The organism is Desulfuromonadaceae bacterium (assembly GCA_019429445.1).
GTDB lineage: Bacteria > Desulfobacterota > Desulfuromonadia > Desulfuromonadales > JAHYIW01 > JAHYIW01.
In genome coordinates this window covers 1-18,369 of the sequence record JAHYIW010000007.1, presented here as the reverse complement: position 1 = coordinate 18,369, position 18,369 = coordinate 1, and the positions used below count along the sequence as shown (strand labels likewise).

The window sequence follows — 18,369 nt, the reverse complement described above, 5'->3', positions numbered from 1 at the left end:
GCCGCCCGTTAGGTTATCTGCTGCTCTGGATGTAGCGATAGAACTCTGAATCGGTCGATAATACCAGCCGTGAATTCCCCTTGATGGCCTTGCGATAGGCTTCCAGCGTGCGCGTCAGGGCGTAGAATTTAGCATCCTGATTGTATGCCGCGGCGTAGATCGCTGCGGCTTCGGCATCTGCCTGCCCCCGCAATTCAACGGCGGTGCGATAGGCCTCTGACTCGATGCGCTTGAGCTCTTTCTGCATCTGCCCGAGGATATCGGCTTTTTCCCCTTCCCCCTCGGAACGATACTGCGCCGCAACTTTTTTCCGTTCCGAAATCATGCGTTCGTAAACGCGTTGACGCACCTGTTCAACATAGTTGATCCGCTTGATCTGGACATCGATCAGGTCGATGCCGTAGTCGGGGGTGTTGGCGCGGGCCTTGTCAAGGATTCCGGCCAGAATTTCCTCTCGTCCGGTGAGGTCCTTGAGGGCAATAATATCGCCGTCGACATTGAAGGTCTCTTCAATTTCACCGGCGCTGGTCCGGTATTCACGGCCACGTACCAATTCTACCAGTAAATGGCCCGAGACTGCGTCGCGAACCACCGAGTCGATGATATCGTCAAGACGACTGAGGGCCCCGGTTTCGGTTGCGACGGTGGTGAAAAATTTCAGCGGATCGGAAATTTTCCAGCGCGCCGTGGTGTCGACCCAGATGTATTTTTTATCTTTGGTTGGTATCTGGTTCGGATCGCCGTCCCATTTGAGGATGCGTTTCTGAAAACGATGGATGTCTTGCACCAGCGGCAGCTTGAATTTCAGGCCGGCGTTGGTGACGACCTTGATCGGATCACCAAACTGGGTCACCAGCGCTTGTTCCCCCTCTTTGACGACATAAAGACCGCTTTGACCGACCATGACGACAATTATGGCCACAATAATCAGGAGTTGTTTTTTCATGATTTACCCCCTTTAAGTTCGCCGCGCAGCGGCAGGAGAGGGAGCGCTCCCGAACCTTTTTCGTCGATCAGGTAAAGCTCTTCAACTTGTGGCAGGACGTCCTCCATGGTTTCCAGGTAAAGGCGTTTGCGCATCACATCGGGAGCCTTGCGGTACTCTTTCAGCAGCGCGGTGAAGCGATCAGCTTCCCCTTTGGCCATATTGATGCGTTCCAGGGCGTACCCCTCGGCGTTAAGGATGGTGTTTTTTGCGACCCCTTTGGCTTTGGGGACTTCGCGGTTATATTGCTCGCGGGCCTGGAAAATAAGGCTCTCTTTCTGTTGCTCGGCCTCGTTGACTTCGTTGAATGCGGCCTTGACCGGATCAGGCGGGTTGACGTCCTGGAACTTGACTGTAACGATGCGCACACCGATGTCGTAATTGTTGAGCACTACCTGCAGGTTTTTCTCGATTGCGGCGGCGATTTGCGCCCGTTCGGTGGTCAGAACCTCGGTCACGTTTGAATTGCCGATGATGCGGCGGACGATCGCCTCGGCGACGTCACGGATTGTCTGTTCCGGGTATTTGATCTTGAACAGATATTTGTACGGGTCGGATACCTGATACTGAACAATCCATTCAATGTCACTTACATTGAGATCGCCGGTCAGGGTCAGTGATTCTTCGTCAAGGCCATTTTTGCTGTAGGTGCTGCGCACCCCTGCAGCGACGGTGCGAAAACCAAATTCCTCCTTGAGCACCCGACCGGTTTTCACGAGATAGACCTGGTCGACGCCGAGTGGAATCTTGAAGCGCAAGCCCGGCTCTGAGAAACCGATAAAACGTCCGAAACGCAGGACAACGCCAGTCTGCTCTGTGTCGACAGTGTAAAAGCTGGTATTGCCGACCAGAAACAACAAGAAAACCAGACCGATGAGCACAAATGTTTTGCGCCCTGGTCCTTTGCCGGTGAAGTGTTTACCAAGTTCCCGGACTTTTTTTTCGAACTGGTCGCCCGGAGGCTCCCATTTCCAGTCGTTCATGAATAACCCTTTCGTTTTAGCACCCTGTAACCCATAAGATTTCGAAAGATTGCGCAGGGCTTTGACGTGTCAGCAAGGCGCGATTTCTGTTGCCTGGCCGTCGCTAAGCTGCAGAAATCGGAACGTAGCTGACGCGGCAAAGAACAAGCAAGGTGCGAAAGATTATGGGTTACAGGGTGCTAGGCATTAATGGCGACATTTTAATCGCACACAAGCATAACACACCCAACCGGTGATGCAAGCAATTCCGGGTGCGATTTCAGATGCCAGCACCGGATGCGAGCAGGATGCTAGCCCTTGTTGATTGCGCTATAGTTATGGTAGGATCATCTCAGGCAGATTGCACGTGTTGTTAAACCGCTGCCCGTTACGGAGATAAGTTAGTGAGCAAGTCAATTCCCAGCAATGCAACCGGCGTTGATAGCCGGTCCCAAAACAAGGTTGGCTCCCCCCCCCTTTTTCAGGTGCTGCTGCACAACGACGACTACACCACCATGGAGTTTGTGGTTACGGTGCTGGAGACCGTTTTTCGCAAGTCACCCACCGAGGCTAACCGGATCATGTTGCATGTTCATGTCAAGGGGGCGGGGGTCTGCGGACATTATCCTTACGCAGTGGCTGAAACCAAGGTCGCCAAGGTCCATGCTCTGGCGCGCACCGAAGGTTATCCTTTGCGGTGCAGTCTCGAAGAGGTCTAGTCGATGTCGGAAATGTTCAGCCAGTCAGTGCAGATTGCTTTTTCTCTTGCGGTGCGTGAAGCTCAGCGGCGTCATCACGAATATCTGACCGCTGAACATGTGCTTTATGCCATCCTTTTTGAAGAGAGCGGGCAGGAGATCATTCGCGGCTGCGGTGGTGAAGTTGAGTCGTTGCGAACGCTCCTCGACGAGTTTCTTACCACCCAGCTGGAAGCCTTTCCCGAACACGAGGATGAGGTCGAGATCCCGGACCAGACTATCGCTCTGCAGCGGATTCTGCAACGCACCATTCTGCACATGAACTCCGCCGGTCAGCATGAGGTCGGACTTGGTGATGTGCTGGCAGCGATCATGGAAGAAAAGAACTCCCACGCCGCATGGTTTTTGCTCCAGCAGGGGATTACCCGGCTGGATGTCCTTGACTACATTTCTCATCGGGTGTCGAAAGCTTCGACCGGCGCGGTGGAGGCACCGGGGAGCGCAGCTCCTCCGGGAGAATCCGGGCCTGCCCCGGAAGGGGGCAAGGGTGGGGCGAAACGCGATCCGCTGGCGGCATTTACCGTCAACCTGGTGGCACGGGCCAGGGCGGGCAAGATCGACCCGTTGATCGGGCGCACCCGCGAATTGCAACGTACCGCCCAGGTGCTCTGTCGACGGCGCAAGAACAACCCGATCTTTGTCGGCGATCCGGGGGTGGGAAAGACCGCTCTGGCCGAAGGGCTGGCGCTGATGATCCAGGCGGGGGACGCCCCTGATCTGTTGCTGGAACGCGATATCTACGCCCTCGATCTCGGTGCGCTGCTGGCCGGAACAAAATTTCGCGGTGATTTCGAGGAACGACTCAAGGCGGTGGTCAACGCACTGCGTAAACAGGAAGGTGCGATTCTCTTCATTGACGAGATTCATACGATCATCGGTGCCGGAGCGACCAGCGGTGGCTCCCTGGATGCCTCCAATATTCTCAAACCGCTGCTCGCCGACGGCGAGTTGCGCTGTATCGGTTCCACGACGTACGAAGAATACAAAAATTTGTTCGAAAAAGATCGCGCCTTATCCAGACGTTTCCAGAAGATCGATGTGCCGGAACCTTCGGTGGAAGAGACGGTTGCGATTCTTAAAGGCTTGCGCTCGCAGTACGCCGAGCATCACGGGGCCACCTACAGCGATGCCGCGCTGCGGGCAGCGGCTGAGCTGTCGTCACGGCACATCAACTACCGTTATCTGCCGGACAAAGCCATCGATGTGATCGATGAAGCGGGTGCGGCGTTTCGGCTCAGCGGTGGCAGTGGAACGATTGGCGTGGCCGAAATCGAAGCTGTCGTTGCCGGCATGGCACGGATTCCGGAACGTACGGTCTCGCTGACCGATCGCCGCCGACTGAAGTATCTGGATCGTGACTTAAAGCGCCAGGTTTTCGGCCAGGATGTTGCGCTGGAAGCGTTGGCGCGGTCGGTACTGCGCGGACGGGCCGGTCTCGGTCATCCGGAACGGCCAGTTGGTTCATTCCTCTTTACCGGTCCGACCGGTGTTGGCAAGACCGAAGCGGCCCGTCAACTGGCGCGTCAGCTCGGGGTGGAGTTTATTCGCTTCGACATGAGTGAATACATGGAAAAACACTCTGTTGCGCGGCTGATCGGCGCGCCCCCTGGTTATGTTGGTTTCGACCAGGGCGGTTTGCTGACTGACGCGGTCGTTAAATCGCCCTACGCGGTGTTGCTCCTTGACGAGATTGAAAAGGCTCACCCTGATCTGTTCAATATCCTGTTGCAGATTATGGATCACGGCACCCTGACCGACAACAACGGCAAGCAAGCTGATTTTCGTAATGTCGTGTTGATCATGACCAGCAATGTCGGTGCGCGGGAAATGAGTGCCACGCCAATCGGCTTCGGCGATATCGCGTTGGGTAATGCCAACCGCGAAGTGGAAAAGATGTTTTCCCCCGAATTCCGCAACCGCCTCGACGACATCATCTCCTTCAAGCATCTTGATCAGGGGGTGATGGAGAAGGTTGTCGAGAAATTTGTTCGCGAATTGTGTGAACGGCTTGGCGAACGCAAGGTCTCCCTGACCCTCTCGGCTGCGGCGCGAACCGCTCTGGCCCGGCGCGGCTACGATCCGGTCTTCGGCGCACGTCCGCTGGCGCGGCTGATCGAAAGCGAAATCGCCGATGCGCTGGTCAACGAGCTGCTCTTCGGCAAGCTGCGCAAGGGTGGCAAGGTCAATATCGGTTTGCGTAATGCCAAGCTGCAATTCCGCATAACCCCCCCGGTCCGTCATTAATCGGTGCCGGTCTATCGTCTTTCTCATCAACTGAGCTTTCCACCCCCCGAGCATGCCGAGCCGACCGGTCTGTTGGCGGTCGGCGCCGATCTGTCCCCCAAACGGCTGCTGTTGGCCTATTCGTCCGGCATCTTCCCCTGGTATAACGAAGGTGAACCAATCCTCTGGTGGTCCCCCGATCCGCGCTGCGTGCTGTTTCCCGAGCAGCTCCATGTATCACAGCGGCTGTTGCGAACCATCAGGCAGGGGCGTTTTCGTGTCACCGTCAATCGTGCTTTCAGGAAGGTTGTTACGGCGTGCGCCAGGACCCCCCGTCATGGACATGCCGGTACCTGGATTACCGCCGAGATGCTCGCTGCTTATGTTCATCTGCATCGCCTGGGTTATGCCCACTCGCTCGAATGCTGGGCCGATGGCGAGCTGGCCGGTGGTATTTACGGGGTCTGTCTGGGGCGCTGCTTCTTCGGCGAATCGATGTTTCACCGTCAGACCGATGCTTCAAAAGTGGCGTTCGTGGCGTTGGTTGAACGTTTGCGTGAACGCGATTTTGTCCTGCTTGATTGTCAACAGACCACCGGGCATCTGCTGCGTTTCGGTGCGCAGGACGTCACGCGCCGCGAGTTCCTGCGGTTTATGAGGGTGGGCGGAGTGATGACCGGGACAGAGCAAGAGAAGGGGGCGTTTTGAGGGGCTCAAGGATCTGCCGGCGAGACAAGACCGTTGTGCGGTTCTTTTGAATTTTTATCGAGAGGTCATCGTGTTTGACCATGGTCAAGGAATTTCCAGGAGCGATGTGGGATATTTTTGCTGCGGCTGTTGTCGCGCTTTGCAGCTACGTGGTATGTTGATATCTTCGTAAATAATCTGGCGCTTCAAGATGAGTTTATCCTGCCCCCGAAATTTTCAGGAAAGTTGTTTCATATGACGATCTTTGGTCAAAAACCGATCATTGCAATCCGCACGATTGTGCAGTGGTGTTTTTTATTCTGGATAGTCGGTATCGGTGTGCGTTTCGGATTGTTTGTCTATTCTCTGGAAATTGGGGCGGCCGCACCCCTGGTTTCCCGGCCACCGGGCGTTGAAGGGTTTCTGCCTGTCGGTGCCCTGGTCAGCCTCAAATATATGCTCTTTTCCGGTACTGTTCACCCGGTCCATCCAGCGGCATTGATCATTTTTCTGTCGATTCTGCTGATGAGTATGCTGGCCAAGAAATCATTCTGTTCCTGGATTTGCCCGGTCGGTACCCTTTCTGAGGTGGTATCAAAGCTGGGAAAACGGCTGTTCGGGCGGAACTTTAAGCTCTGGCGCTGGCCAGACTTTTTTCTGCGGGGGATAAAATACCTGCTGCTGGTGTTTTTCATCAAACTCATCCTCCTCGACATGCCGGTTGAGGCCCTTGGCGGATTTCTGGATGCTCCTTACTGGGCGGCCAGTGATATCAAGATGCTCCATTTTTTTACCCGCATGTCCGTGACGACGATGGTTGTCCTGGCAATTCTGACCCTGCTGTCGCTGCTCTTTAAAAATTTCTGGTGCCGGTACCTCTGTCCCTATGGTGCCTTGCTGGGACTGGCAAGCCTCGTCAGCCCGTTCAAGATTCGACGCAATGCGTCAAACTGTACAGGGTGCCAGCGCTGTAGCGCCGCTTGCCCGGCAACCATTGCGGTACATTCCAGCACGACGGTGTCTACGCCGGAATGTACCGGCTGTCTCACCTGTGTCGCGCACTGCCCGGGAAAAAATGTCCTTGCCATGCAGCCTGCTTTCTGGCGCCGCCCGCTTCCGGTGTGGATCTATCCGTCCGTGGTTGTATCACTCTTTCTGGTGGGGATCGGGGTCGGCATGGTCAGTGGACATTGGTCCAGTTCGTTGAGCTACGAAGATTACCGGCGGCTGTTATCCCTGGCGCCCTATCTGAGTCATTAAAACCTCGGCATCCCGCACAGTGATATTTGCGGAATTAAAGAAGCTGCCCGGCAACGATTTATCCGCAATTTGACCGCATTATCCGCCGATTCTCTGCTTTACTTGAACACCCCTCCCTGCTACTATGCCCTGCTCAATTTCCACTTATCTTCATAGCCCCACTGCTGTGCGCGGCGAGTTTAATATTCTATGAAAATCAGACGTGTTGACATCGTCGGCTTTAAATCATTTGTCGACAAAACAACTTTTGAATTCAACGACGGCATTACCGGGGTCGTCGGTCCGAACGGCTGTGGCAAGAGCAATATTGTCGATGCGATCCGTTGGACGATGGGGGAGCAGAACGCCAAGAATCTGCGCGGCAAGTTGATGGAGGATGTCATCTTCGGCGGCAGTGAGTCGCGCAAGCCGCTCGGCATGGCCGAAGTACGCATGACGTTCGACAATACCGACGGCAACGGCCCCCCCGCCTTCAATGAATATACTGAAATTTCCGTCACCCGCCGCTTACATCGCAACGGTGAAAGTGATTATCTGCTCAATAATACCCCCTGTCGTCTGCTTGATATCACGGAACTCTTTATGGACACCGGTGGCGGTGCCCGCTCCTATTCGATTATCGAGCAGGGGAAGATCGGCATGATCCTCAATGCGAAGCCGGAGGAGCGCCGGGTGCTGATTGAGGAAGCCGCCGGGGTGGTGAAGTTCAAGAATCGTAAAAAGGCCGCGTTGCGCAAGATTGAGGCAACGCGGCAGAACCTGTTGCGCCTGAGTGATATCATCAGCGAGGTGCGGCGTCAGCTTAACAGTTTGAATCGGCAGGCAAAAAAAGCGGAACGTTACCGGACGCTGCGTGAGGAGCTCAAGGGGATCGAAACCCGCTTTGCGCTGGAAAAGTTCCTTGAGCTGCGCCAGGCCAGTGCTGCGGCACTGAGCAATGAGGGGATGCAACAGGCGGAACACGAGCGTCTGTCCGCGCAGCTGCTGCAACATGAGCTTGAGCTGGAAAACCTGCGCCTGACCCAGACCGAGCAGGAAAAAAACCTCTCAGCTGTTCAGGAAAAACTCTTTGCCCTGACCGCCGAAATTCAAAACGACGAAAACCGGATCGAATTCAGTGGCAAGGAAGCGGACAGCCTGGCGTTGCGCGGTGAACGCCTGCTCGCCGAGGCCAACGACTGTGACCGGCGGCTGGGGGAGCTTGAGGTGGAGGCGCAAACACTGACCGCAGGACGCGAAGACCTTGGCGAACGGCTGGTTACCGAGACCCGCCGCCTTGAAGAAGCCACCCACAACGCGGCGGTCCTTGAGGAGCAGGAAGCTGCCTTGTCCGCGCGTCTCGATCAGGCGCGCACCGACCTCTATGCGATGCTCAACGAACTGTCGCGGCTTGGCGCACAACATGAAGAGGCGCAAAAACAGCTGCTCTCCCTGGATGATCGCGAGGCGCGCAACCGGCATGAAACGGTGGCGGTACGGGAGCGCTGGGACGCGGCCAGTACCGAGTTGGCGTCGCTCGATGCCGGTTTGCACGAGATGCGCATCCGGCGCGGTGATCTGCAACGTGAGCGCGATGAACTGCATGAGCTGATGCGTCAACTGCGGCTGAGCTCCGACGAAAACGAAGCAGAACTGCTCCTCAAACGCGAAGAATATAATCGCTATCATTCGCGGCTGGAATCGCTGCGTCAGCTGGAAAAAAGTTTTGAAGGTTACGGTGCCGGAGTTAAGTCGCTGCTGCGTGACACCGAACTGAACCAGCGTTTCGATGGCATCGCAGCCGATGTGCTGGAAGTTCCGGCGCGCTATGAAGCGGCGGTTGAGGCAGTGCTGGGGGAGCGTCTGCAGGCATTGTTGACGCAGGAGGTCGCGGCGGCGACTGAGGCGCTTGATTATCTGCGGCGCAAGGAAGGGCGTTGCACCTTTCTGCTCCCCGGCTTCAAGTCCGGGAGAAGCGTTTTTGCCGCCGGTACGCCCCTCTCCGAACTGGTTAAGCCCCGTGATGCAACGGCGACGCAGGTTGAAAATTTGCTGGCCGACATCTACCTGGTCGCAGACCTGCAACCGTATCTGACCGATCAGCAGCTCCCGGACGGGGTGATCCTGGTGACTGAAGCAGGTGATGTGCTGACCTCCGCTGGGGCGTTGAGCGGTGGTGGCAAACAGGCGTTGCAACAGGGGGTGCTGCACAAAAAGCGGGAGATGAAGGAGCTGGCCGCTCAGGTGACCCGGCTGGTCGCTGAAGTCGAAAAATTGCAATCTGAGCGGCAGGGGCTGCGCAACGAACTGAAGGTGGCGGAAGAGCGTCAGGGGGAGATCGATGCCGGGCTGCGCCACAAAGAACGGAAGGTAGTGGACAACGAACGTGAACTGGCACGGTTGCAGTCCGAGGTGGCGCGTTTTCAGGAGCGGGTTGAGGTGCTGCAACTGGAAGAGGGACAGTTGCATGAAGAGCGGGAAGAGCTGGTTCGACGTCAGCAGACCGCCGGAACCGGGCGACTGGAGCAGGAGCGGGATAAACTTCTTCGCGAAGAAGCGGTGGCGGCGTTGCAGTCCGAGTTGCAGGGGTTGCGCGGTGCTATCGAGCAGACCCGAGAGCAGGTAACAACCGCCAGGGTAGCGGTTGCCGGGCTGCGGGAACGCGAAGAAGCCGAGAAGCAGGGTGTCACCCGTTTGCGACAGATGCGCGAAGAATTGCGGGGGCGGAAAGTTCTGCTGCTGAGTCAGGCTGAAGAGGGGCGCGAGGAGCGCGCACGCTTGCAACAAGAACAGCAGCGATTGCGCGCTGAACTGGCGCAACGGTTCAATCTCCGTCTTGCGGAAAAAGCCGCTTTTGATGCCCAGCGGGATGCTTTTGAACTCGCTGCGCGTGCCATCGCAAGTTGTGAATCGCGGTTGAAGGAACTACGCACCCAGGTCAATGCCACCCGGGAGAGTCTGGCGGCGTTGCAGCTGCGGTTGCGCGAACAGGAAATTGAGGCGGAGCATTTACGTCAGGCGATTCTGGAGCGCTACCGCATCGACCTCGCTGAAGCGGTCTTGCCCGCAGCGGAGTTTAACAGTGATCTGGCCGCCGGGCGGATGGACGTGTTGCGACGGCAGATTGAGCTGTTGGGGGAGGTCAATCTGACTGCCATCGAAGAATATCGTGAGCTTGAAGAGCGCAGTGGTTTTCTGACCGAACAGCAAGATGATTTACGTCAATCGATGGACGGTCTCCAGCAGGCGATTGGCAAGATCAATCGCACGACTCGCAAACGTTTCAAGGAGATGTTCGAGCAGGTCAATGAAAACTTCAAGGACGTTTTTCCGCAGCTCTTTCGCGGCGGACGCGCCGAGCTGGTACTGACCGATGAAAACGATCTGCTCGAAACCGGGATCGAGATCGTCGCTCAACCGCCGGGGAAAAAATTACAAAGTGTTGGTCTGTTATCCGGTGGCGAGAAAGCGTTGACTGCGGTCGCGCTGATTTTTTCGATCTTTCTCATCAAACCCTCGCCGTTTTGCATGCTCGATGAGGTTGATGCCCCGCTCGATGATGCCAATATCGGGCGTTTCAACGAGATGGTGCGCGAGATGTCCACTCTGTCGCAATTTATTATCATCACGCACAACAAACGCACGATGGAGATCGCCGATACCCTTTATGGAGTAACGATGGAGGAACCGGGGGTCTCGAAACTGGTTTCAGTGCAAATTAACGCGCTTGCGAGCTAACCATGCCATTTAAAGAACTATTGGGTCGCTTGATCGACAGCATTGACGGGGCACGAGGGGCCATTGTCGCTGACTGGGAAGGGGAGGCGGTCGATCAGGTATCGCGTATGGATGATTTTGAAATCAAAATTATCGGTGCTCATCAGGGGGTGATCCTCAGTCATTTTCGTCAGGTGGTCAAGGCTCTGGAAGGGAATGACCTGGAAGAGATCGTTGTTGTCACCAATCTGGCACATACAATGATCCTGCCGATCACCGCCGATTATTTTATGGTCTTCGTCATGGAGCGCAACGATACCGTGCTGGGACGTGCACTTTTCGAAGCACGTCGCTGTGTGAAAGCGTTGCGCTCCGAAGTTCTTTGTTAATCGTAGATTGGAGTTTAACGGAATAATGGAAGTTTTTTCTCAATTAATGGTCGTGTTGACAGGGGCGTTGGCGCACATCGGCGTTCCGCAGGAGTATTGTCAACTGGCGGCTCTGGTGACGATTTATCTGACGGCGACGCTGCTCGTTGCCGTCCTTGTCCTGGCCTTGCTGCGCGTGACACGCAAAGCTCCGGCAGGTGAGAATGCCCCTTTGGCAGCAGCAGAAAAGGCAGCTGATGAGCCGAATGCCGCCCCGGTTGCCGCCGTTGATATGCCTTTAACGGCAGCAGAGCCAGATTTGTCTGCGCGGGTGGAGACGCCAGATGGCTTGTTGCGGCGCATGCGTTCCGGGCTGGCGAAGACCAACGCTGTGCTGGTTGGTCGGATCGATAGCCTGCTGGGGGGGGGGGCGATTGACGATGCGCTGTTGGAGGAACTGGAAGAAATCCTGATCACCGCCGATCTGGGAATGAAGACGACGCAGGGACTGGTGCAGGCCGTCAGTTTACGCGCCCAGCGCGGCGAGTTGAAAGAAGCTGCGACGGTTAAAAAGCTGTTGCGAGAGGAGATAAGTAGCCGCCTCAAGTCCTCTGCGAGCCCTTTCAATCTCGATTCAGCGCAGCCGAGTGTCATCATGGTCGTTGGTGTGAACGGGGTTGGCAAGACGACAACGATTGGCAAGTTGGCCGCGCGGCTGGTTGCTGAAGGGAAAAAGGTGGTCATCGGTGCCGGGGACACCTTTCGTGCGGCGGCGGCGGAGCAGTTGACAATTTGGGGCAAGCGGGCCGGGGCTGACGTCGTTCGTCACGGCGAGGGCGCGGATCCGGGCGCCGTTGCGTTTGACGCGGCGAAAGCGGCAGTTGCGCGCAAGGCTGATGTGCTGATTCTGGATACTGCGGGACGATTGCACACCAAAGTCAATCTGATGGAAGAATTGAAGAAGATCCGGCGAGTGCTGGAGCGCGAGATTCCTGGCGCGCCACACGAAACGCTGCTGGTTCTTGATGCCACCACCGGTCAGAATGCTTTGTCGCAGGCGAAGATTTTCGCCGCGATGGTCGAGGTGAATGGCCTCGTGTTGACCAAGTTGGACGGCACCGCCAAGGGCGGAATTGTCATCGCGATTGGGGCCGAACTTGGCATCCCGGTTCGTTTTGTCGGGATCGGTGAGCAAGTTGATGATTTGCGCCCGTTTGACCCGGAACTATTTGTTGCGGCGTTGTTCGGCGAGGAGGAATGATTCTTGACTTTAGCGGACAGCTTTTTTACTATGTAAACTCAAATGAGTTGTTTTGAGTTATGACGATAAAACTGATCGAACGTCTGGAACAACAATCCGTGGCGTTACTCGCGCGGCACCAGCGGCTGCAACAGGAGAACCGGTTGTTGCTGGCTGACAAGCAGGCGCTGGTGGCGGATCGTGAACGACTGAAAACCGAACTGGACGAAATCCTCGACAAGCTCAATGCGATTGAACGGGAGACGTCGTGAAGCACGCCGTGCAGGTCACGATTTGCGGGCAACAGTTTACGCTCCGGAGCGATGCTTCTCCTGCCGAGGCCCAGCGTGTTGCCGCGTTTGTCAATGAACGCATCGAACTTGCCCGGGTGCATAGTTCTGTAGATTCATTACGGACCGTGATTCTGGCGTTGTTTAATGTGTCCGGGAGCTATTTGCGACTGCGTGATTCTGGCGCATGTCTGGATGGCGAAACTGAACAGCGCCTGACGGCGCTGGTGGAGCAAATGGAAGAGGCGAGCAGGGTTGCGGCTCCGGCGGAACCGGGACTCTTCGACAGCTGATGTTTGCGGGCAGCTCATTCCTCCGTAGCGACGGAGATTTTCAAATAGATTGGCAGAGGTTCAATTCGCCCGTTACAGGGTGTTATCGTTGGCGGCCAGCAGCCGCGCGACGCGCTTGGTCGATGATAGACATGATGGTAATAGTTGAAAAATATGCCTTCATTACGTAGTTCGGGAGTGCGCATTGCTGCTTCCGAACGGCTCGTCGACGGAGCACAGTTGACGAGATCGACCTGACACGATTCGTTCACCGTGGTGAACGAGACCGACTAAATCGAACCTGCCTTCCTTGCGTGGAAATCCCCCCGATACGGAGACCGCTGTTGAAACGGAGCTCCGAGTGCCGAAAATATCTGTTCGCCAACGGCAACTGGCACGGCGTGAGGCGTTATCGCCTGAAGAATGCGATCGCGCCAGCCGGTTGATTGTCCGGCGTTTGACGCAACTGCCCGAATACCTGGCGGCGCGTACCGTCGCGTTGTACAGCCCGATTCGTAATGAGGTTGACATCTCAGAACTGTTGCCCGCAGCACTCGGCGCCGCGAAGCGAGTCGTTTTCCCCCGTGTTCGTGATGCCGAAATTGATTTTCTTGTCGTGACCTCTCTGGCGCAGTTGTATCCGGGACGCTTCGGTGTCGCGGAACCACTCGCCGGTGAGGTTGTCGCGGTTGCACAGATCGATTTGCTGGTGGTTCCCGGTGTTGCATTCGATGGTAACGGTCACCGGCTTGGTTATGGTAAGGGCTATTATGATCGGGTCCTGGCCCGGTTGAAGAAACAGACAGCAGTCGGTGTTGCTTATCGGGTGCAACTGGTTGATGCGCTGTCGGCCGAGGAACATGATCAGCGTCTCAATGTGCTGGTTACCGAGGAAACCATTCAACGTTTCCCGGATTAATATAGTTATTGCCGCACGGCATAACAAGCAAGGAGGTTGGGTTGTGAAAATCGAACTGATTCATATCATTCTGGCAACGGTTGCCGCACTCGGCGCAGGTGTTTTTGTCGGGATGTTGTTGCGCCGCAAGGTTGGTGAAGGGAAGTTGGCCAGTGCCGAAGAGCTGGCCGTCAAGACTGTCGAAGATGCCAAAAAAGAAGCCGATACCATCCGTAAAGAGGCAGTCATTCAGGCCAAGGATGCTGTTCTGGAAGGGAAGGCCGAATGGGAAAAAGAAGCACGGGAGCTACGCCGTGAAATTCAGTTACAAGAAAAACGCGTGGTACAGAAAGAGGAACAGCTTGATCGCAAGCTAGCACAGGCCGATGAGCGGGAAGAACAGCTCAGTCAGCAGGAAAAGGAGTTTTTTGCCAAAGAAGCTGCTGTTCAGAAACGTGAAAGCGAGGTTAATTTGTTGATCGCCGAACGGCAGCATGAACTGGAAAGAGTCAGTGGCATGAGTGCCGAAGAAGCGAAGCAAGAGCTGCTTGCATCGATCGAGAGTGAAGCCCGGCACGATTCTGCCAAACTGATCAAACAGATTGAGGATGAAGCTCGCGAGACTGCTGACAAAAAATCAAAAGAGATTCTCTCCCTGGCCATCCAGCGCTATGCCGGTGATTATGTGGCCGAGAAGACGGTGAGCGTGGTGCCGCTCCCTGCCGACGAAATGAAAGGGCGGATCATCGGGCGCGAAGGACGAAATATTCGCGCCATTGAGGCCGCGACCGGCATCGACCTGATCATCGACGATACGCCGGAGGCGGTGATTATTTCCGGATTCAACCCGGTACGGCGGGAAGTTGCCCGTCTGTCGCTGGAGCGTTTGATCGCTGATGGACGGATTCATCCAACGCGGATTGAAGAGGTGGTCGCCAAGGCACAGCAGGACGTTGATGAAGCGATCCGCGAGGCGGGGGAGCAGGCGACCTTTGATGTCGGTGTACATGGCATTCATCCGGAAATACTTAAACTGATCGGGTGCCTGCGCTACCGAACGTCTTACGGGCAGAACGCGTTGCAGCATTCCCTCGAAGTTGCCTTCCTGTGTGGTATTCTGGCCTCCGAAGTTGGCGTTAACGTAAAACAGGCAAAACGGGCCGGGTTGCTGCACGATATCGGCAAAGCTGTTGACCATGAGATTGAAGGTTCGCACGCGGTTATCGGTGCCGATCTGGCGCGCAAATACGGTGAGACTCCGAAGATTGTTCATGCCATCGGCGCTCACCATGAAGATGAAAAACCCGAGACGATCATGGCGGTGCTGGTCCAGGCCGCAGATGCCCTTTCCGGGGCGCGTCCGGGCGCACGCCGGGAGATGTTGGAAACCTACGTCAAGCGCTTGCGCGATCTGGAGCGGATCGGTACATCGTTCGACGGCGTTACCAGCTGCTACGCGATTCAGGCCGGTCGCGAGATACGGATCATGGTTGCCAGCGACAGAATTTCCGATGCCCAGGCCCATGTGCTGGCCAAAGATATTGCCCGCAAGGTGGAGGATGAAATGACTTATCCCGGACAGATCAAGGTTAATGTCGTGCGCGAAACGCGGGCAACGGAATATGCCAAATAATGAATAACCATCGTCAGCTCGGCAGAATGCCAGCTTCACCGTCACGCCTGGGGATGACAATATGAAATTACTCTTTGTCGGGGATGTGGTGGGTCGTTGTGGTCGACATGCGCTGACAACTCAGCTTGATCGTTTGATTGATCACCATCTGATCGATCTGGTGGTGATCAATGGCGAAAATGCCGCTGCCGGTTTCGGTATGACCGTCGATGTCGCACGTGAATTGCTCAAGATGAGTGTCGACGTGGTTACCTCCGGTAATCATATCTGGGATAAACGGGATATTTATCCGCTTTTGGACAGTGAGCCGAAACTGCTCCGCCCAGCCAACTATCCTGCCGGGGTTCCGGGGCGTGGCGCCGGTATTTTTCACACCAACGGCGGGACGGCGGTCGGCGTGCTTAACCTTGAGGGGCGAGTGTTTATGAGCCCGCTCGATAACCCCTTTCTGGTTGCCGACCAGCTGATTGCCGAGCTGCGTGAAACGACACCGATTATTCTGGTCGATTTTCATGCTGAAGCAACCAGCGAAAAAGTGGCACTCGGTTTTTATCTCGCTGGGCGGGTCTCTGCCGTAGTCGGTACCCATACCCATGTCCAGACCGCTGATGAACGGGTTCTGACCGGTGGCACCGCATATATTACCGATGTCGGCATGACCGGCAGTCGTGATTCGATCATCGGCATACGCAAGGAGCTGGCGACGGAGCGTTTTCTCACCCAGTTGCCGACGCGTTTTGAAGTCGCCAAGAAAGATCCGATGATCAATGCGGTGGTGATCGATATTGATGAACAGAACGGTCGTGCAACCACGATCATGCGGATTAACGAACTGGTCGAAAATAACTGATTCAAGCAGGTGCGGAGCAAAGACAGATGGGAATGAAGTCAGTAGCGGAACAGATGGAAATTTTGCGACGCGGTGCCGTCGAGATACTGGTTGAAAGCGAGCTGGAAAAAAAACTGACCCGGTCGCTTGAGACGGGCAGACCGCTGAAAATCAAGGCAGGTTTTGACCCCACTGCCCCCGACCTGCATGTCGGTCATACGGTGTTGATCCAGAAGCTTAAACAATTTCAGGATCTCGGCCATCAGATCCTGTTTCTGATCGGCGATTTTACCGCGATGATCGGTGACCCCACCGGCAAGAATGAAACCCGCAAAGCCCTGACCCGCGATCAAATCCTGACAAACGCAGAAACTTATCGAGAACAGGTCTTCAAAATTCTCGACCCGCAGAAGACCACCGTCGTTTTTAACAGTGAATGGATGGGTAAGTTGTCTGCTGCTGATCTGATCGGTCTGGCTGCACGGCATACTGTTGCCAGGATGCTGGAGCGGGACGATTTTCATAAGCGTTATACCGGCCAACAGCCGATTGCCATCCATGAATTTCTCTATCCTTTGGTGCAGGGGTATGATTCCGTCGCCCTTGAAGCCGATGTGGAAATTGGGGGCACCGATCAGAAGTTTAATCTGCTGGTTGGACGCGAGTTGCAAAAGCAGTATGGCCAGGAACCGCAGTGTGTTTTGATGATGCCGCTTCTCGAAGGACTTGATGGTGTCAACAAGATGAGCAAGTCGCTGCATAATTACATCGGTATTACCGATCCGCCCAAAGAAATCTATGGCAAGGTGATGAGCATTTCTGATGCGTTGATGGTGCGTTATTATGAGCTCCTCTCCGATGTCGACCTTGCTGCCCTGCAACTGGTGGAAGACGGGGTTGCTGGCAAGGAAGGTGGTGCGCATCCATTGGCAAGCAAGCGCGCGCTGGCACGTGAGCTGGTCGCGCGCTTCTATGACGAATCTGTCGCACAGCAGGCGGAGGAAGAGTTTATTCAGCAATTCAAGCGTAAGGAAATTCCGGACGACATCCCCGAGATCAGGATCACTGAAAACGAACCAGTCTGGCTCTGCCGGGTGCTGGCCGATGCCGGACTGACAAAATCAAACGGTGAAGCCCGTCGTTTGATTACCCAAGGGGCGGTCAAGGTCGATGGCGAAAAGATTGATAGCCCGGATTACACGGTTGGTCCCCAAGGTGAATATGTGGTACAAACGGGAAAAAGACGCTTTGTTCGCATTATTTTTTCAGAACTTGGATAATCTTTAAATAGAGTAATATCAGCAGGTTGCCCTGGCCACATGGGTTTTTTTCGGTGGGGAATAAAAAAACTTTCGAATAGATCTTGACATCAATCCCGACTTTCAGTATTGTTCGCCTCCGTTGCAGAAAACGCCAGACTCTAGGGGCGATGAGTAAGCAACGGAAAGTGTCAGAAAAAGTGAAATTGCAAACAAAACATCTTGACAGTCTGTGACTGTTTCGATACTCTGAAAAGCCATCGTCGACAGGGCGATGTGGATCGACAAAACCTTGGTCTTTGAAAACTAAATAGCAGACGTAACGAAAAAGTTGCGAGTAAAAGAAAAAACGTCATAAGACGTAAGTAAAGAGAAAGATCATCTTTTCAGAATATAAACTGGAGAGTTTGATCCTGGCTCAGAACGAACGCTGGCGGCGTGCTTAACACATGCAAGTCGAACGTGAAAGTGGACTTCGGTCCGCGAGTAAAGTGGCGCACGGGTGAGTAACACGTGAATAATCTGCCCGATGATCCGGGATAACAGTTCGAAAGGGCTGCTAATACCGGATAAGCCCCCGAGCTCTTCGGAGTTTGTGGGAAAAGGTGGCCTCTCCTTGGAAGCTTCTGTCATCGGATGAGTTCGCGGCCCATTAGCTAGTTGGTGGGGTAATGGCCCACCAAGGCGACGATGGGTAGCTGGTCTGAGAGGATGATCAGCCACACTGGAACTGAGACACGGTCCAGACTCCTACGGGAGGCAGCAGTGGGGAATTTTGCGCAATGGGGGAAACCCTGACGCAGCAACGCCGCGTGAGTGATGAAGGTTTTCGGATCGTAAAGCTCTGTCAGTGGGGAAGAAACCCCTGTCGGTTAATACCCGGCAGGCTTGACGGTACCCACAAAGGAAGCACCGGCTAACTCCGTGCCAGCAGCCGCGGTAATACGGAGGGTGCAAGCGTTGTTCGGAATTATTGGGCGTAAAGCGCGTGTAGGCGGTTGTTTAAGTC

General features: G+C 55.2%; 15 protein-coding genes and 1 rRNA gene. 14 read left to right on the top strand and 2 right to left on the bottom strand.

What is annotated here, in order from left to right; translation table 11 throughout:
* Positions 1-13 precede the first annotated feature (13 nt).
* A complete protein-coding gene (gene hflC, locus K0A93_03650) occupies positions 14-946 on the bottom strand; it encodes a protease modulator HflC (protein MBW6511199.1) in 933 nt (310 codons plus the stop codon).
* A complete protein-coding gene (hflK, locus tag K0A93_03645; GenBank protein ID MBW6511198.1) occupies positions 943-1,968 on the bottom strand; it encodes an FtsH protease activity modulator HflK in 1,026 nt (341 codons plus the stop codon). Before hflK ends, hflC begins: the two co-directional genes overlap by 4 nt.
* Before the next feature lie 494 nt (positions 1,969-2,462).
* Here hflK and K0A93_03640 point away from each other — a divergent pair, with 494 nt between their 5' ends.
* The 14 genes from K0A93_03640 to K0A93_03575 all read left to right on the top strand — a co-directional run.
* Positions 2,463-2,666, top strand: coding sequence for an ATP-dependent Clp protease adaptor ClpS (locus K0A93_03640; protein MBW6511197.1), 204 nt, complete (start codon positions 2,463-2,465; stop codon positions 2,664-2,666).
* A gap of 12 nt (positions 2,667-2,678) precedes the next feature.
* A complete protein-coding gene (gene clpA / locus K0A93_03635; GenBank protein MBW6511196.1) occupies positions 2,679-4,949 on the top strand; it encodes an ATP-dependent Clp protease ATP-binding subunit ClpA in 2,271 nt (756 codons plus the stop codon).
* 3 nt (positions 4,950-4,952) lie between these two features.
* Positions 4,953-5,636, top strand: coding sequence for a leucyl/phenylalanyl-tRNA--protein transferase (gene aat, locus K0A93_03630; GenBank protein ID MBW6511195.1), 684 nt, complete (start codon positions 4,953-4,955; stop codon positions 5,634-5,636).
* A 234-nt stretch (positions 5,637-5,870) separates the two neighbouring features.
* Positions 5,871-6,875, top strand: coding sequence for a 4Fe-4S binding protein (locus tag K0A93_03625; GenBank protein ID MBW6511194.1), 1,005 nt, complete (start codon positions 5,871-5,873; stop codon positions 6,873-6,875).
* Positions 6,876-7,064: 189 nt separating this feature from the next.
* Entirely contained in the window at positions 7,065-10,592 is a 3,528-nt protein-coding gene (gene smc, locus K0A93_03620; GenBank protein ID MBW6511193.1) for a chromosome segregation protein SMC, read from the top strand.
* A 2-nt stretch (positions 10,593-10,594) separates the two neighbouring features.
* The gene (locus tag K0A93_03615) at positions 10,595-10,960 is read left to right on the top strand and encodes a roadblock/LC7 domain-containing protein (protein ID MBW6511192.1); all 366 of its coding nucleotides are present in this window, start codon (positions 10,595-10,597) and stop codon (positions 10,958-10,960) included.
* Positions 10,961-10,985: 25 nt separating this feature from the next.
* The gene (gene ftsY, locus K0A93_03610) at positions 10,986-12,200 is read left to right on the top strand and encodes a signal recognition particle-docking protein FtsY (protein ID MBW6511191.1); all 1,215 of its coding nucleotides are present in this window, start codon (positions 10,986-10,988) and stop codon (positions 12,198-12,200) included.
* 59 nt (positions 12,201-12,259) lie between these two features.
* Positions 12,260-12,451: a hypothetical protein gene (locus K0A93_03605; GenBank protein ID MBW6511190.1), complete on the top strand. Its 192-nt coding sequence runs from the start codon at positions 12,260-12,262 to the stop codon at positions 12,449-12,451.
* On the top strand, positions 12,448-12,762 hold the full coding sequence (locus K0A93_03600) for a cell division protein ZapA (GenBank protein MBW6511189.1): 315 nt from the start codon (positions 12,448-12,450) through the stop codon (positions 12,760-12,762). The genes K0A93_03605 and K0A93_03600 overlap by 4 nt, the downstream gene beginning before the upstream one ends.
* A gap of 340 nt (positions 12,763-13,102) precedes the next feature.
* Positions 13,103-13,660, top strand: coding sequence for a 5-formyltetrahydrofolate cyclo-ligase (locus K0A93_03595; GenBank protein MBW6511188.1), 558 nt, complete (start codon positions 13,103-13,105; stop codon positions 13,658-13,660).
* A 43-nt stretch (positions 13,661-13,703) separates the two neighbouring features.
* The gene (gene rny / locus K0A93_03590) at positions 13,704-15,272 is read left to right on the top strand and encodes a ribonuclease Y (GenBank protein ID MBW6511187.1); all 1,569 of its coding nucleotides are present in this window, start codon (positions 13,704-13,706) and stop codon (positions 15,270-15,272) included.
* A gap of 61 nt (positions 15,273-15,333) precedes the next feature.
* Positions 15,334-16,122, top strand: a complete 789-nt coding sequence (locus K0A93_03585) for a TIGR00282 family metallophosphoesterase (protein ID MBW6511186.1) — start codon at positions 15,334-15,336, stop codon at positions 16,120-16,122.
* A 32-nt stretch (positions 16,123-16,154) separates the two neighbouring features.
* The gene (tyrS, locus tag K0A93_03580) at positions 16,155-17,381 is read left to right on the top strand and encodes a tyrosine--tRNA ligase (protein MBW6511185.1); all 1,227 of its coding nucleotides are present in this window, start codon (positions 16,155-16,157) and stop codon (positions 17,379-17,381) included.
* Positions 17,382-17,755: 374 nt separating this feature from the next.
* Positions 17,756-18,369 (top strand): 16S ribosomal RNA (locus K0A93_03575); the annotation flags it as partial.